At 69.1% G+C, this 15,249-nt stretch carries 13 protein-coding genes and 1 pseudogene; 8 read left to right on the top strand and 6 right to left on the bottom strand.

Annotation, left to right across the window (positions count from 1 at the left end; genetic code table 11):
- Together DT074_RS19905 and DT074_RS19900 are read left to right on the top strand one after the other, a co-directional pair.
- Nucleotides 1-362, top strand: a pseudogene (locus tag DT074_RS19905) (methyl-accepting chemotaxis protein); the annotation flags it as partial.
- Nucleotides 363-482: 120 nt separating this feature from the next.
- The gene (locus tag DT074_RS19900) at nucleotides 483-2,249 is read left to right on the top strand and encodes a sensor histidine kinase (protein ID WP_162915031.1); all 1,767 of its coding nucleotides are present in this window, start codon (nucleotides 483-485) and stop codon (nucleotides 2,247-2,249) included.
- 17 nt (nucleotides 2,250-2,266) lie between these two features.
- Here DT074_RS19900 and DT074_RS19895 read toward each other — a convergent pair whose 3' ends face one another.
- Nucleotides 2,267-3,178 (bottom strand): LysR family transcriptional regulator, encoded by a 912-nt coding sequence (locus tag DT074_RS19895; protein WP_119421612.1) that lies wholly within the window; start codon nucleotides 3,176-3,178, stop codon nucleotides 2,267-2,269.
- Between the two features lie 105 nt (nucleotides 3,179-3,283).
- Here DT074_RS19895 and DT074_RS19890 point away from each other — a divergent pair, with 105 nt between their 5' ends.
- A complete protein-coding gene (locus DT074_RS19890) occupies nucleotides 3,284-3,868 on the top strand; it encodes a GNAT family N-acetyltransferase (protein ID WP_368744788.1) in 585 nt (194 codons plus the stop codon).
- A complete protein-coding gene (locus DT074_RS19885) occupies nucleotides 3,865-5,025 on the top strand; it encodes an MFS transporter (RefSeq protein ID WP_119421610.1) in 1,161 nt (386 codons plus the stop codon). Before DT074_RS19890 ends, DT074_RS19885 begins: the two co-directional genes overlap by 4 nt.
- Here the strand turns inward: DT074_RS19885 and DT074_RS19880 are convergent.
- A complete protein-coding gene (locus tag DT074_RS19880; RefSeq protein WP_119421609.1) occupies nucleotides 5,022-7,385 on the bottom strand; it encodes a heavy metal translocating P-type ATPase in 2,364 nt (787 codons plus the stop codon). The genes DT074_RS19885 and DT074_RS19880 overlap by 4 nt on opposite strands.
- Nucleotides 7,386-7,476: 91 nt before the next feature.
- Here DT074_RS19880 and DT074_RS19875 point away from each other — a divergent pair, with 91 nt between their 5' ends.
- The gene (locus tag DT074_RS19875; RefSeq protein ID WP_119421608.1) at nucleotides 7,477-7,752 is read left to right on the top strand and encodes a metal-sensitive transcriptional regulator; all 276 of its coding nucleotides are present in this window, start codon (nucleotides 7,477-7,479) and stop codon (nucleotides 7,750-7,752) included.
- A gap of 52 nt (nucleotides 7,753-7,804) precedes the next feature.
- Here the strand turns inward: DT074_RS19875 and DT074_RS19870 are convergent, their stop codons facing one another.
- The 4 genes from DT074_RS19870 to DT074_RS19855 form a co-directional block, all read right to left on the bottom strand.
- Nucleotides 7,805-8,185 (bottom strand): response regulator, encoded by a 381-nt coding sequence (locus tag DT074_RS19870; RefSeq protein WP_119421607.1) that lies wholly within the window; start codon nucleotides 8,183-8,185, stop codon nucleotides 7,805-7,807.
- Nucleotides 8,186-8,195: 10 nt separating this feature from the next.
- Nucleotides 8,196-9,545 (bottom strand): sensor histidine kinase, encoded by a 1,350-nt coding sequence (locus tag DT074_RS19865; RefSeq protein WP_119421606.1) that lies wholly within the window; start codon nucleotides 9,543-9,545, stop codon nucleotides 8,196-8,198.
- Nucleotides 9,542-9,907: a response regulator gene (locus tag DT074_RS19860; RefSeq protein WP_162915030.1), complete on the bottom strand. Its 366-nt coding sequence runs from the start codon at nucleotides 9,905-9,907 to the stop codon at nucleotides 9,542-9,544. The genes DT074_RS19865 and DT074_RS19860 overlap by 4 nt, the downstream gene beginning before the upstream one ends.
- Nucleotides 9,908-10,078: 171 nt before the next feature.
- The gene (locus DT074_RS19855) at nucleotides 10,079-11,245 is read right to left on the bottom strand and encodes an iron-containing alcohol dehydrogenase (protein WP_119421604.1); all 1,167 of its coding nucleotides are present in this window, start codon (nucleotides 11,243-11,245) and stop codon (nucleotides 10,079-10,081) included.
- A gap of 141 nt (nucleotides 11,246-11,386) precedes the next feature.
- Between DT074_RS19855 and DT074_RS19850 the strand changes: the two genes are divergently transcribed.
- The 3 genes from DT074_RS19850 (at nucleotide 11,387) to DT074_RS19840 (ending at nucleotide 15,241) form a co-directional block, all read left to right on the top strand.
- Nucleotides 11,387-12,070, top strand: coding sequence for a Fe2+-dependent dioxygenase (locus DT074_RS19850; RefSeq protein WP_119421603.1), 684 nt, complete (start codon nucleotides 11,387-11,389; stop codon nucleotides 12,068-12,070).
- A 268-nt stretch (nucleotides 12,071-12,338) separates the two neighbouring features.
- Nucleotides 12,339-14,624 (top strand): TonB-dependent receptor, encoded by a 2,286-nt coding sequence (locus DT074_RS19845; RefSeq protein ID WP_119421602.1) that lies wholly within the window; start codon nucleotides 12,339-12,341, stop codon nucleotides 14,622-14,624.
- Nucleotides 14,621-15,241: a PepSY-associated TM helix domain-containing protein gene (locus DT074_RS19840; RefSeq protein WP_119421617.1), complete on the top strand. Its 621-nt coding sequence runs from the start codon at nucleotides 14,621-14,623 to the stop codon at nucleotides 15,239-15,241. The genes DT074_RS19845 and DT074_RS19840 overlap by 4 nt, the downstream gene beginning before the upstream one ends.
- The last annotated feature ends 8 nt before the right edge of the window (nucleotides 15,242-15,249 follow it).

Raw genomic sequence — 15,249 nt, 5'->3', positions numbered from 1 at the left:
CGGCGCGGGCGACCGAGGAGATCTCGCGGCAGATCCAGGCCGTGCAGACGGCGACCGGCGACGCGGTCGGCGCCATCCAGGCGATCGGCAAGTCGATCGAGCGGGTGAGCGAGATCGCGACGACGATCGCCTCGGCGGTGGAGGAGCAAGGCGCGGCGACCAAGGAGATCAGCCGCAACGTGCAGGAAGCCGCCAGCGGCACGCAGGAAGTGTCGAAGAACATCGGCAGCGTGACGCAGGCCTCCGGCGAGGTCGGCGCGGCGGCGACGCAGATGAACGCGGCCTCGAGCGAGCTCGCCCGGCAATCCGAGGTGCTGCGCGGCGAGGTCGACAAGTTCATCGCCAAGGTACGCGCGGCATGAGTGATCGGCCGCCGGCGTCAATCGCGCCGGCGGCCACTTCGTTTGGGGGAAGGCTTGCATCGATTGGTCTGTCGATGGGCGCGGGGACGTCCGGCTGACGGCGATACCGCACGCACGATTGTGCTCGGGCCGGTATGCCGTCTCTACGCCGCGACGGCGGCGCTGATCGTTCTCATCCTGGCGATCGGCGTCACCGTCCTGGGCCGCCGCTACGATGCGGCGCTCGACAATGCCTCGCACGAATTGCGCACGCTGACCCGGGCGCTGGCGCAGGAGGCCGCCCGGACCTTCCAGTCGGTGGATCTGGTTCTGGGCAGCGTGCTGGAGCGTGTCGTCGCCACCGGGCCCGGATCGTTCGACCGGGAGCTCGGTACGATCGAGATTCAGCAGTTGCTGAAGGAAAAGATCTCCGGCCTGCCGCAACTCGACGCCATCACGATCATCAACCGCAACGGCCAGCTGATCAATTTCAGCCGCTATTGGCCCATACCCACGGTCAACGTGTCCGATCGGGACTACTTCAAGTTTCTGCAGGCGACCGAAACCGACCAGAGCTTTGTCAGCGTACCCGTGCAGAACCGCGGCACCGGCACCTGGACGGTCTATCTCGCACGCCGCATCTCGGGCCCGGACGACAGCTTTCGCGGCCTCGTCCTCGGCGCCATGACGGTCGACTATTTCGAGCGCAGCTTTCGCGAGGTGGTCGAAGATGACGGCATGACCGTCTCGCTCGTGCGGCGCGACAACGTGCTGCTCAGCCGCCATCCCGGTACCGATGCGATCGGCCGGACCTTCCCGGAATTCGGCGACGACCTGCCGGACGATGGCGTGGAGCGCGCGCCGAGCCCGATCGACGGCAAGCGGCGCCTCAAGGCCTATCGCCGGACGCCGAACTATCCGCTGATGGTCCGCGTCACCATGCCGATGGAGGACGTGCTGTGGTCCTGGCGGCAGCAGGTGCTGACCTTCGGTATCGGGTCGGTGGTCCTGATCGCCGCCATCGTTTTCGGCGCGCGCATGCTCGGCCGGCAATGGGCGCATGCGGCGGAGCTGACCGAGGCGCGCGCCGCCAAGGCCGAGGCGGACGCGCTGCTGGAAGGTCAGCGGCAAAAGCTGACCGCCTTCGAGGCGCTGCGCATCGCCAAGGAGGCCGCGGAAGAGGCGAGCCGCGCGAAGTCGGATTTCCTCGCCATGGTGAGCCACGAGCTGCGCACGCCGCTCAACGCGGTGATCGGCTTCTCGGAGGTGATGGCGATGGAGCCGTACGGGCCGCTCGGCGACCGGCGCTACCGGGAATACGTGCAGGATATCGGCGATAGCGGCCGCCATCTGCTCGGCGTGATCAACGACATCCTCGACCTCACCAAGGCCGAAGCCGGCCGGCTCACGCTGCGTCCCGCAATGGTCGACCTGTCGACCCTGCTGCATCAGGCCTGCAAGCACGTCAGGGGATTGGCCGAGCGCGGCGGGCTGACGTTGGTCGAAACCGGCATCGAGCCGGGCATGGTTATGAACGGCGATCCTCAGAAGATCCGGCAGATCGCCGTCAACCTGCTCTCCAACGCCGTCAAGTTCACGCCCTCCGGCGGCCGCATCGAGGTCAGTGCCCGGTGCAGCGAGACGGAAGCCTGCTTCGAAGTCGTTGACAACGGCATTGGCATATCGCGCGGCGATCTCGGGCGGGTGCTCAAGCCCTTCATGCAGGTCGACAGCTCACTGGCGCGCAAGCACGAGGGAACCGGGCTTGGCCTGCCGCTGGCGCGCGCCATGGCCGAGGCGCATGGCGGGACGCTGACCCTGCAGAGCGTGAAGGGCGAAGGCACCATGGCGTCCGTGGTCCTGCCGCGCGGCATCCTCGCCGAGCAGCCGCAGCAAGTCACCGCCTGAGCCGGCCGGGCAGGACGTCAATCGCCGGAAGGCCGGCCGCCGGTCTTCGCCATGCGGCCGAGCGCGCGGATCACCTCGGCAAGGCCTCGGCTCGACGGCTTGTCGCGGCGCACCACCAGGCCCAGCTCCCGGTACAGCCGGGGCGCGAGCGGGCGCACCGCAAGCGGGCCGCGGCTCGCCATTTGCGCCACGGCCATGCGCGGCAGCAGGCCCAGCCCGAGGCCGGCGCCGACCAGCTGCTTGATCGCCTCGACGCTGCCGAGCTGCATCGCCGGCTTCAGCGATTGTCCGGCCGCCAGGAACCAGTCGTCGACCACGCGGCGGGTATGGGCGCCCGGCTCATAGAGCACGACGGGCTGCGTCGCCAGCGCCGCCGCGGTCACCTTGGCCGGCAGGCGGCGGTCGCCGGGCGCTGCGATCGCCACCATCTCGTCCCGCAGCAGCGGCGTCACCTGCAGCGCGCGACCGGCGGCCGGCAGCGTGACCAGGCCGAGATCGAGCGTATTCTCCTCGATCGCCCGCAGCATGTCCGGCGTGTTGCCGGTGCCGACCACGATCTCCAGGCCCGGATAGCGCTTGCGCAGGCGGCGCAGCACCGTCGGCAGCAGATAGATGCAGGCGGTGGCGCCGGTGCCGAGCCGGACCCGGCCGGCGACACCGGTCGCGTGGGCGGCCATCGCCTCCATCGCGCCGGCGACGGCGCCGTCGATCGACCGGATATGCGCGAGGAGCTCGCGTCCCGCGGCGGTCGGCGTCGCGCGCCGTCCGGTGCGCTCGACCAGTTCGACGCCCAGCCGCCGCTCGAGCTGCCGCACCTGCAGGCTGACCGCGGGCTGGGTCAGGTTGAGGCGCGCGGCGGCGGCGGAAAAGCCGCCGGTCGCCACCACTTCGCCGAAGGCGCGCAGATGGTCGAGATTGAGGCTCCGCATTTCAAATTTTCTCTTATGCCATGCATCAACAACAAAAATTTCTCTCATATTGTCCGTGCAAGCAAGCTGCGTCCTCGACGGCAATCGCCGGAACGGGAGCGCGCGGTGACGAACGGGAAGGACAGGGCGGACGCGATCGTCGTCCGCGATGCGGCGGCTGCGGATTTCGAGGCGGTGCGTGAGATCTATGGGCCCTTCGTGCGATCCGGCCTCGCGACCTTCGAGGAGGAGGTACCGACATCGGCCGCGCTGGCGGCGCGCCACGCGGCCGTGATCGGCGCGGGCCTGCCCTATCTGGTGGCGGAGAAGGCGGGGGAGGTGGTCGGCTATGCCTATGCGACCGGCTACCGGCCGCGGCCGGCCTACCGCCACACGGTCGAGGATTCGGTCTATGTGCGCGATGGTCTGGCGGGGCAGGGCATCGGCCGCGCGTTGCTGACCGGCCTTGTCCTGCGCTGCGAGGCCGGTCCCTGGCGCCAGATGATCGCGGTGATCGGCGATAGCGGGAACGAGGCATCGATCGCCCTCCATCGCGCGCTCGGATTCCGGCCCGTCGGTACCTTGACCGCGGTCGGCTTCAAGCTCGGCCGCTGGGTCGACACCGTGCTGATGCAGCGCGAACTCGGTGCAGGCGCCACCGCTCTGCCGCATGATGGGAGCCCGCCCCTCGATTCGCCCCCACGCGCTTGATCCGCCCTCGGACTGTCCTGATCCTCGGCCTGTCGCAGCTCGTCTGCTGGGGCATCACCTACTATCTGATCGGCGCCTTCGGTCATCTGATCGCGGCCGATCTCGGCTGGAGCATGGCGGTGGTGCATGGCGGCTTCTCGGCTGGCCTTGCCGTGATGGGCGTGGTCTCGGCCCGGGTCGGCCGCCTGATCGAAACGCATGGCGGGCGCAATGTCATGGTCGCGGGCTCGCTGCTCACCATGCTGGGCTGTGTCGGCCTGGCGCTCGCGCGCGACCTCTGGCTCTACTACGCGGCCTGGGCGGTGCTCGGGCTCGCCATGCGGATGACGCTCTACGACGCCGCCTTCGCAGCCCTGGCGCGCATCGGCGGGCCGGAGGCGCGCCGGCCGATCGCGCAGATCACGCTGCTCGGCGGGCTCGCTTCCACCGTGCTCTGGCCGGTCGGCCATGGCCTCGCCGAGCTGTTCGGCTGGCGCGGCGCGGTGCTCTGCTATGCCGGCTTCGCGGCGCTCACCGTGCCGCTGCATCTCGCCGTTCCGCGCGGCCGCTACCAGGCCGAAGCGAAGCCGGCAGACGCCGCGGCGCCGTCGCCGCGGAAGGCGCGCGACCGGCGTCTCGCCGCCGGCCTCTACGCGCTCGCCGTGGCGCTGGCGACCTTCCTCAATTCCGGCATGTCGGCGCATATGATCGCGGTCCTGGGCGGGCTCGGCGTCGCCGCCTCGGTCGCGGTCTGGATCGGTGCGTTGCGCGGCATCGGTCAATCGGCCTCGCGGCTCGGCGAGGTGCTGTTCGGCACCCGGGTCAGCCCCTTCGCGCTCAACATCGGCGCATCGGCGGCATTGCCGGTCTGCTTCATCGTCGGGCTGCTGAGCGGGCAGCTCGTGGTCGCGGCGATGTTCTTTGCCATCGTCTACGGCGCCGGCAACGGGTTGCTCACCATCGTGCGCGGCACCTTGCCGCTCGCGCTGTTCGACCCGCAGGTCTATGGCAGCCTGGTCGGGCGCCTGCTGGCGCCCAGCTTCTATCTCTCGGCGCTGGCGCCGCTCGCCTATGCCCTGGTGATCGAGCATCTCGGCAACGCCGCGGCGCTCTGGCTTTCGGCATCGATCGGCGTGGTGATCCTGGCCAGCGCCGTCCTGCTGCGACGGTTGCGCTAGAGCGATGCGCGCCGGAGCCGCAGCGCGTTGCCGATCACGCTGACCGAGGAGAGCGACATCGCCGCCGCGGCGATCACCGGGCTCAGCAACAGGCCGAAAACCGGGTACAGCACGCCGGCCGCAATGGGCACGCCGGCGGCGTTGTAGACGAAGGCGAAGACCAGGTTCTGGCGGATGTTCCGCATGGTCGCCGCCGACAGCGCGCGGGCCCGCGCGATGCCGCGCAGATCGCCCTTCACCAAGGTGATGCCGGCGCTCGCCATGGCGACATCGGTGCCGGTGCCCATGGCGATGCCGATATCGGCCGCGGCCAGCGCCGGCGCATCGTTGACGCCGTCGCCCGCCATCGCGACCACCCGGCCCTGGCGCTTGAGCCGCGCGACGACGGCGCTCTTCTGCTCGGGCAGCACCTCGGCTTCGACCTCGTCGATGCCCAGCCGCTTGGCGACCGCCGCCGCGGTGCGACGATTGTCGCCGGTCAGCATCACCACGTGCACGCCCGCCGCGCGCAGGTCGCGCAGCGCCTCCGGCGTCGTCTCCTTCACCGGATCGGCGATGGCGATCAGGCCGGCCAGCCGACCGTCGACGGCGACGTGGATCACGGTGGCGCCGTCGCTGCGGAGGGCATCGGCCTCCGCCTCCGCGGCGGCGGCATCGATGCCGAGTTCGGCCAGAAGCTTGACGTTGCCGAGCGCGATGCGGCGCCCGCCCAGGCGGCCGATCACGCCCTTGCCGACCGGCGAATCGAACTCGGCCGGCTCCTCCAGCTCGATGCCGCGTTCGGCCGCCGCCGCCACGATGGCGCGGGCCAGCGGATGCTCGCTCGCGCGCTCCAGGCTCGCGGCGGCGAACAGCAGCTCCTTCTCGTCGAACGTGGCGAGGGTCCGGATCGCGGTGACCTTGGGCCTGCCTTCGGTGAGGGTGCCGGTCTTGTCGACCACCAGGGTGTCGACCTTCTCCATCCGCTCGAGCGCCTCGGCATTGCGGATCAGGATGCCCATCTGCGCGCCGCGGCCGACGCCGACCATGATCGACATCGGTGTGGCGAGGCCCAGCGCGCACGGACAGGCGATGATCAGCACGGCGACGGCGGCGATCAATCCGAAGGTGAAGCGCGGCTCCGGCCCGAACACCGACCAGGCGATGAAGGCGATGGCCGCCACCGCCATGACCGTCGGCACGAACCGGCCCGACACGACATCGGCGAGGCGCTGGATCGGCGCGCGGCTGCGCTGCGCCTCCGCCACCAGCTTCACGATCTGCGCCAGCATGGTGTCGCGCCCGACGCGCTCCGCCCGCATGACGAAGCCGCCGGACTGATTGATCGTGCCGCCGATCAGCCTGTCGCCGGCACCCTTGGTCACCGGCATCGATTCGCCGGTCACCATGGATTCGTCGATGGCGCTGCGGCCTTCGAGCAGAACGCCGTCGACCGGCACCTTGTCGCCCGGCCGCACGCGCAGGCGGTCGCCGGCGGCGACCTGGTCGAGCGGCACCGTCTCGTCGCTGCCATCGGCGCGCAACCGCGTCGCGTCGCGCGGTGCCAGGTCGAGCAGGGCGCGGATGGCGCCGCCGGTCTGCTCGCGGGCGCGCAGCTCCAGCACCTGGCCGAGCAGCACCAGCGCGGTGATCACCGCCGCCGCCTCGAAATAGACCGCGACCGTGCCTTCCGGCCCGCGGAAGGCCGGCGGGAACAGGCCGGGCGCCAAGGCCGCCACCATGCTGTAGATCCAGGCGACCCCGGTGCCGAGCGCGATCAGCGTGAACATGTTGAGATTTCCGCTCCGCACCGACGCCGCGCCGCGGACGAAGAACGGCCAGCCGCCCCACAGCACCACCGGCGTCGCCAGCACGAGCTGTACCCAGATCGAATTGCGCGCGCCCACCAGGTGCATCAGCCCGGTCAGGTGCCCGCCCATCTCCAGCAGGAAGACCGGCAGCGACAGCGCGAGCGAGATCCAGAACCGCCGCTGCATGTCTCGCAGCTCTTCGCTCGGGCCTTCCGGGGCCGTGGGATCGAACTCCGCCGGCTCCAGCGCCATGCCGCAGATCGGGCAATCGCCGGGGCCGACCTGCCGGATCTCCGGGTGCATCGGGCAGGTGTAGATGGCCCCTGCCGGCACCGGTGCGGCGGGCTTTGCCGCGGCGGGCTGCAGATAGCGCGCCGGCTCGGCGACGAACTTCTCCCGACAGCGCGGATTGCAGAAGTAATAGGTGCGGCCCGCATGCTCGGCCCGATGCTTGGCCGTATGCGGATCGACCATCATGCCGCAGACCGGATCCTTCTCCTTGGTCGCGGCGCCATGGTCGTGATGCGCGTGCGCGCCGTGGCAACAGGATTTGCCGCTGTGGTCGGACATGACAGAGATTCCGATAGCTGGCTCAGCCGGGAAAGGCCTTGATGCAGGCCAATCGATCTCTATATATACCCCCCAGGGGTATTTTCAAGCCATGACGCCAGAGACCAAGAAATCCGCACTCAACCGCCTGCGCCGCATCGAGGGCCAGGTGCGCGGCATTGCCCGCATGGTGGAAGACGACCGCTACTGCATCGACGTGATCACCCAGGTGCAGGCGGTGCGCGCCGCGCTCGGCCGGATCGAGCAGGAAGTGCTGAAGGGCCACGTCGCGACCTGCGTGGAGCACGCGATCCGGAGCGGCAACGCGTCGGAGCAGCGCCGCCACGTGGCCGAACTGCTCGACGTGATCGACAGGACGGCGGGCTGAGCGGAGCTGGGTCGCCGCCGGGCTCGGCGGAGAATTTTGCGGGCGTTTGCGGCTAGCAGGCCACCTTCACGTCGAGCGCCCGCTCGATCTGGTCGAGCAGCTCGACATCGTCGAACGGCTTGCGCAGCGTCGTGGTGGCGCCGAGCCGCTTGGCGGCGGCCAGCAGATCGCCCGGCCCGATCCGCCCGCCGCCGGAAATGGCGATGATGGGCAGGTCCGGCGCCATGCGCCGCAGCGCCAGAATGGTCTCGATGCCCTCGCGCTCGGGCATGATCAGATCGGTGATCACCAGGTCGGGCGGCGCGGCGGCGGCGCGGTCCAGGCCGTCGGCGCCGTTTTCCGCTTCGTCCAGCTGGTGCCCGCTATCGGCCAGCGCGAGCCGGATGGATTGCCGTACCAGTCGGTCGTCGTCGATCAGAAGAATGCGAGCCATGTTCGAAGCCTCACGATTGTTGTTGTTGTTCTGAATTCGATGCGTCCGCCAGATTGGCCTCCATGGCATCGGCGGTGGCGCGTGGCAGGAAGACGATGAACTTCGCGCCGTGTTCGGGCCGGCTCACGACCGAGACCCGGCCGCCCAGGCCGCGCGCGAGCGAGTGGACGGTGGTGAGCCCGAGGCCACGGCCCACCTCGGCGGATCTGGTAGTGAAGAACGGCTCGAAGATCTTGCCATGTAGCCCGGCTGGAATGCCGGGGCCGTCGTCGATCACCTCGATCAGGTAGCCGTCGAGATCCGCGGCGGCGGCGAGCCTGAGCGTGATCTCGCCGGTGGCCGCCGTCTCGCCGATGGCCTGGATCGCGTTGTCGACCAGGTTGGCGACGATCTGCAGGATCTTGATGGGTGCGGAGATCACCGGCATCGGCACCGGCTCGATCTCGGTGATCAGGCGGATGCCGCGCGGCAGCGATTTGCGCAGCACGGAGATCGCGTCGGCCACCGGGCCCTTCAGGTCGATCGCCCGGTCGGCCGCCTGCTCCCGGCGGATCAGCGCCAGCAGGCCGGAGACCAGGTCGCGACAGCGCTGCGCCGCCTCGAAGGCCAGCGCCAGGCTTTCATGCTCGCGCGGCCGGTCCTCCAGGCGGCGCATCATCGAACGGATCACGGTCAGGATCGGCGACAGCGCGTTGTTCACGTCATGCGCCACGCCGCCCGCGAACACGCCGAGCGCTTCCATCCGCTGGGCGCGATAGAGATCGGCCTCCAGCCGGCGCGTGTCGCGCTCGGCGAGCACCAGCGCCGTGATGTCCTTGGCAATGCCGCGATAGCCGAGGAAGCGCCGCTCGGCATCGAAGAGCGGCACGCCGCAGGCCCTGAAGACGAACGGCTCGCGGCTGGGCAGCGGCACCGTGAAGATGTGGTCGCGGAACGGGCGCGGATTGGCCGGGTCGGTGAGCTGACGCTGCCAGTGCTCGGGCATGTCCCGCCCGAAATGGAGCTCCGCGCCGTTGCGACCGAGTACCCGTGCCGGATCCTGGCCGGTCGCCTCCCCGAAATTGGCGGAGAGATAGGTGAAGCGAAGATCGGGCCCGGTCTCCCACAGCCAGTTTCCGCTGGCTGCGGCGACGTCATGCAGGCGCTGCTCGCTCGCCGCGAGGCGCCGGCGCAGCCGATCATGGCGCATCGCCAGCGCCAGCAGCAGGCCGAACGCGACGATGAGAATCGCCTCGCCCGCGATCAGCCGCGACAGATCGTCAGGCGCCGCCGCGAAATGCACGGCATAGAGCGCCCCGGCGCCAAGGCCGGTCAGGGCGATGACGAGCGGCAGCCAGATGCGGGCCTGCCATCGCGTCACGAAGTCCTCGGCGGCAGCGAGGCCAGAGCGTCGAGCAGCGCGCGATCGTCGAACGGCTTGCGCAGCACCAGGTCGGCGCCGGCATCGCGCGCGGCGTCCAGCAGGTCGCCGCCATCCGGCGCGATGCCGCCGCCGCTCATGACGATCAGCGGCAGGCCAGGCGCCTCGGCCTTTAGCGCGGCGGCGAAGGCGAGCCCGCCCATGCCGGGCATCGACAGATCGGCGAGAACCGCGTCGACCGTTGCGCCACGCAGCACCGCAAGACCGCCTTCTCCATCGCTCGCCTCCAGCACCTCGTGCTCGGCAAGCTCGAGGATCAGGCGGACGGCCCGACGCACCAGCTCGTTATCTTCAACGATCAAGATCCGCGCCATCGCTCAGGCCCATGCCCAGAAACTCGACGGCGAATTTGATCCTTTGCAAGAGCCGCGACTAGTCGGCGTGCTTGATTAGGAGGACCGGCCTATGCCTCTCGGCATAGGCCGTATGGACAAATTAACGACGAACGGCCGCGCCAGGCGCCGATTGCCGCCTCAGATCCGGCCGTCGAACGCCGCCTGCAGCATGCGGCGCATCTCCGGCACGCCGGCCGGGACCGGGTTGCCGCCGGCGGTCGGGTCGATGGCGGCCCGTTCGGCCAGGCGGTCGAGATCCCGCGCCGGCACGCCGAGCGCCGCGATGGTCTCGGCGATGCCGAGCCGGCCGCGCAGGTCCAGCACGAAGTCGAGCAGGCCGTCGAAGCCCGGACGCGCCAGATCCAGCACGCGGGCGATATGGGCGGCCTTGTCGGCGATGGCGGCGCGGTTGAAGACCAGCACATAGGGCATGACCACGGCGTTGGTCAGGCCGTGATGGGTGTCATAGGCGGCGCCGATCGGGTGCGACAGCGAATGGATGGCGCCAAGGCCCTTCTGGAACGCGGTCGATCCCATCTGCGCGGCGGCCAGCATCCCCGCCCGCGCCGCCAGGTCGCGGCCATCGGCATGGGCCGCCGGCAGGCACCGCTTGACCAGGCGCAGGCCTTCCAGCGCGATGCCGTCGGCATAGGGGTGGAATCCCAGCGCGAAATACGCCTCCAGGCAATGGGCGAAGGCATCCATGCCGGTCCAGGCCGTCAGGTTCGCCGGCAGGCCCAGGGTCAGCGCCGGATCGGCGATCACGACGCGCGGCATCATGCCGGGATGGAACACCACGACCTTGGTCCGCGTCGCCTCGTTCAGAATCACCGCCGCGCGGCCGGTCTCGGATCCGGTGCCGGCAGTGGTCGGCACGGCGACGACCGGCAGGATCCCCGCCGCATTCGCCCGTCGCCAATTGTCGCCAATATCCTCGAAATCCCACATCGGCCGCGTCTGTCCGCCCATGAAGGCGATCGCCTTGCCGGCATCCAGTGCGCTGCCGCCGCCGAGGGCGACGACGCCGTCATGGCGTCCCGCGCGCAGGGCGTCGAGCCCGGCGGCGATGTTGCTTTCGGTCGGGTTCGGCTTGACGTCGGCGTAGAGCGACGGCTCCAATCCGCCGCGGCGCAGGGTCTCGATCGCCGCCGCCGCCATCGGCAGCTGCGCCACGCCCGGATCGGTGACGACCAGAGGGCGGCCGATGCCGGCCTCGCGGCAGGCCTCGGCCAGTTCGCCGACGCGGCCTTCGCCGAAGCGGATTGCCGTTGGGTAGCTCCAGTTGCCGCGCAGGGGCGAGGTCATGCCGTTGCCGTGGGTTGTGGCCGCGGCGGTTGGGCCGCGGCGGCGCAGACTGGGGCGGTTTGCCGCTGCTGTGCAAGGCGGCGGCCGCATTGCAACTGCGTGTCACTCGCAATAATATGTCGCCATGAAGGCCTGCCTGCCATGATGCTCCGCGTGCCCGAGGTGCTGACCAAGCAGCAGGTTGCCCATTGCCGCCAGGTGATCGACGCCGGCGAATGGGTCGATGGCGCGGTCACCGCCGGCCGACAATCGGCCACCGTGAAGCACAACATGCAGCTGCCGGAAGGCTCCAAGGCGGCGGTCGAGATGGGCAACCTGGTTCTCGATGCGCTGGCGCGGGCGCCACTGTTCCTCTCGGCGGCGCTGCCGCTCAAGATCTTTCCGCCGCTGTTCAACCGCTATCAGGGCGGGGAGCATTTCGGCACCCATGTCGACAACGCGATCCGCAACGTCGGCGGCTCGCCGCACCGGGTGCGCACGGATCTCTCGGCGACGCTGTTCCTCTGCGAGCCCGAGGAATATGAAGGCGGCGAGCTCGTGGTCGAAGATGCCTATGGCGTGCAGGAGGTGAAGCTGCCGGCCGGCGACATGGTGCTCTACCCGGCCACCAGCCTGCACCATGTGCGGCCGGTCACCGCCGGCGCGCGCGTATGCTCGTTCTTCTGGATGCAGAGCATGGTGCGGGACGACGGGCAGCGCACCTTGCTGTTCGACCTCGACAGCGCGATCCAGGATCTGACGCGCGAGAGCGGCATCGACCATCCGGTCACGGTGCGGCTGGCCGGCGTGTACCACAATCTGCTGCGACGCTGGGCCGATACTTGAAGTCGCCAATTCCCACTGTGACGCGAAGGCAACAGCCGCCCCGCGCAATCGGCATGTCAGTCATGTTGCAGCTTGCAATGATAATGCCTCGCATTATCGTCTGATCAGCTCACTAGCCAGCTAACGGGGAAGAGGGGCCGCGCCCGCATCGTTCAGGGCCAGGCCGATCGGCTGAGCAGCCGCCACCATGTTCCGCCTCGCAAGCCAGGGGCCGCGCCCTGCGGACGCCATGCGTCCCGGCGCCGGACAACCAGCTGCGGGGAAGCACATGCACAGCAAGATTCCGTCCTCACTCCGATCCGGCACGGCATTCACCGCCCCGGTCTCCACGTCCGGTCGGCCGTCGGCAAGGCTCGCCGCGGGTGCCGCGCTGGGCTTCCTGTGTGCCGTCGGACCGTCGCCGGCTACCGCCCAGGGCTCCGGCACGCAGGCGCAGCCGACCCAGCTGCCGCCGGTCCAGGTCGAGGCCCAGACGCCGGTCGAGCAGGCCAATCCGCAGAAGCGCGATACCGGAGTCACGCGCCTGCCCGGTTCCGTGCAGGACACGCCACAGGCAATCAACGTGGTGCCGCAGGAAGTGCTGCGCGCCCAGGGCGTCACCACACTGGAAGAGGCACTGCGCAACGTTCCGGGAATCACGGTGCAGATCGGCGAGGGCGGCGGCGGGCCGAACGGCGACCAGTTCCGCATCCGCGGCATCGAGGCGATGGGCGACGTCTATTCCGACGGCCTGCGCGAATTCGGCGCCTATATCCGCGACGCCTTCAACTACGAGCAGGTGGAGGTGCTGAAGGGCCCTTCGGCCATGGCCTTCGGCCGCGGCACGACCGGCGGCGTGATCAACAGCGAGACCAAGGTGCCGCGGGCGGAGAACTTCGCCTCCTTCACGGCCAGCGGCGGCATGGGGCCGATGTACCGCGGCACGGCGGACGGCAACTACAAGGTCACCGACACCATTGCGGTGCGGCTCAACCTCATGCTGCACGATCAGGAATTCGTCGACCGCGACAAGGTGGAGCAGAAGCGCTGGGCGATCGCGCCGTCGATCGCCTTCGGCCTGAACACCGACACCACCTTCACGCTCGGCTTCATGCATCTCGACTACAATCGGGTGCCCGATTACGGCATTCCGTTCCTGACGCGGCCGAACGGCAACAATACCGGCAAGCCGGCGACGGAATTCGGCGTCGACCGTTCGAATTTCTACGGCCTGGCTACGGATGCCGACGACGGCAATGTGGATCAGCTCACCGCGCGGCTCGCCCATACCGGCTTCGAGTGGGTCAAGCTCTACAACGATTTCCGCGTCGGCTTCTACGACCGTTACTTCACGCCGATGCCACCGGGCTGCAACGCGGCCTGCCAGGCGGCTTTCTTCGACGACAATCCGGCGACCGATCCGCAGATAAACCGTGGTGGACCGGGCCCCTACGACCAGAGCGGCTGGGGCTTGCAGAACGTCGCCAGCGCGGTGACCGATTTCATGACCGGTATGTTCCGCCACGTCTTCGTCGCCGGCGTCGACTACGTCTACGAGGACAACACCAACAACTCGTTTGCCTTCACGCCGGGTAAACCGGGAACCAGCCTGCTGGATCCCGACGGCAGCAACACCAACGGTTACACCATCGCTCCGTCGACCGCGGCCGGCGCGCGGCGCGACGCGCACAGCCACCAGATCGGCGTGTTCGCCAGCGAGCGGTTCTACATCACCGAGCAGGTCTCGGTCATCGCCGGCATCCGCTTCGACCACTACTCGGTGCGGCGCAAGAGCTATACCGGTGGCAGCGGCGCGCTCGATGCCGACGACAAGGCCAGCCACGACCTGATCAACCCGAAAGGCAGCCTGGTCTGGGAGCCGGACGACAATCAGACCTATTACGTGTCGTACGCCCAGTCCTCGCGTCCGCCGGGCTCGCTGATCTCCACGGCGCCGCTCGGCAATCCGTTCCAGGGCGGCCAGAACAACACCAACCTGGATCCCGAGAAGCACGAGATCTTCGAGGCCGGCGCGAAGATCGCCCTCATCGAAGGCCGCCTCGGCACCTCGGCGACGATCTATCGCATCAACACCGACAATGCGACCGACTTCGATTCCGGCACCGGCACGGTGATCTCGTCCGGCGACAAGGAGCGGACGCAGGGCATCGAGCTCGGCGTCTCCGGTCGTATCACGCGCGATTGGTTCATCACCGCGGGCTATGCCTATACCGATGCCGAAATCGTGTCGGGCGCCAATGACGGCCGCCGCGTTGCCTATGTGCCGAAGCACGCGGCAACGCTGTGGACCACCTATCAGCTGACCGCCGACTGGCTGGTCGGCGGCGGCGTCACCTATCAGAGCCAGCGCTTCGTCAACGCCAACAACTCCAACGAAGTGCCGGCCGACATCTCGGTCGACGGCGTGATCACCTATCAGGTGACGGAGAATGTGAGGCTGTCCCTGAACGGCTACAACCTCTTCAACCGGCGCAACTACACGAATCTGTGGTCGAACCGCGCCGTGATCTCGGCGGGGCGCACCCTGATCCTGACAGCGGGGGTCGATTTCTGAGCAAGGGTCGAAACCGCCGGGCCTTCTGGCTCAGGCAGCTGCACCAGTGGCACTGGATCAGCTCGGCGATCTGCCTGATCGGCATGCTGCTGTTCGCCGTCACCGGCATCACCTTGAACCACGCGGCGGAGATCGAGGCGCGGCCCAAGGTGACGGAGCGGCAGGCAGTCCTGCCGCCCGCGCTGCTGCCTGCGCCGGCATCGCGCCCTGCCGGCGGCAAGGCGCCGCTGCCGCCCGAGACCCGCGACTGGCTTGCGAAGGAGCTCGATCTCGCGCTCGACCAGCGGGCCGCCGAGTGGTCGGGCGACGAGATCTATGTGGCATTGCCGCGCCCCGGCGGCGATGCCTGGCTCAGCATCGATCTGCAATCCGGCGCCATCGTGCACGAGGTGACCGATCGCGGCTGGGTCTCGTATCTGAACGATCTGCACAAGGGCCGTCATACCGGCGCGGCCTGGATCTGGTTCATCGACGCCTTCGCGGTCGCCTGCCTGGTGTTCTGCGCCACCGGCCTGCTTCTGCTGAAGATGCATGCCGGGCATCGGCCGGCAACCTGGCCGATGGTCGGCATCGGCTTCGCGGTGCCGGCCGTGCTGGCGCTGCTGTTCGTGCATTGACGAGGAAC

Origin of the sequence: Desertibaculum subflavum, from assembly GCA_003576705.1 — a bacterium.
Lineage (GTDB): Bacteria > Pseudomonadota > Alphaproteobacteria > Ferrovibrionales > Ferrovibrionaceae > Desertibaculum > Desertibaculum subflavum.
Note: the sequence above shows the minus strand (reverse complement) of the source record. Positions and strands in the feature narration are given on the sequence as shown.

Excerpts from the sequence above, each read along its gene's own strand:
- DT074_RS19880 (WP_119421609.1), bottom strand. The coding sequence starts at position 7,385 with ATGTCCGACCACAGCGGCAAATCCTGTTGCCACGGCGCGCACGCGCAT.
- DT074_RS19895 (WP_119421612.1), bottom strand. The coding sequence starts at position 3,178 with ATGCGGAGCCTCAATCTCGACCATCTGCGCGCCTTCGGCGAAGTGGTG.
- DT074_RS19855 (WP_119421604.1), bottom strand. The coding sequence starts at position 11,245 with ATGACCTCGCCCCTGCGCGGCAACTGGAGCTACCCAACGGCAATCCGC.
- DT074_RS19875 (WP_119421608.1), top strand. The coding sequence starts at position 7,477 with ATGACGCCAGAGACCAAGAAATCCGCACTCAACCGCCTGCGCCGCATC.
- DT074_RS19870 (WP_119421607.1), bottom strand. The coding sequence starts at position 8,185 with ATGGCTCGCATTCTTCTGATCGACGACGACCGACTGGTACGGCAATCC.
- DT074_RS19850 (WP_119421603.1), top strand. The coding sequence starts at position 11,387 with ATGATGCTCCGCGTGCCCGAGGTGCTGACCAAGCAGCAGGTTGCCCAT.
- DT074_RS19845 (WP_119421602.1), top strand. The coding sequence starts at position 12,339 with ATGCACAGCAAGATTCCGTCCTCACTCCGATCCGGCACGGCATTCACC.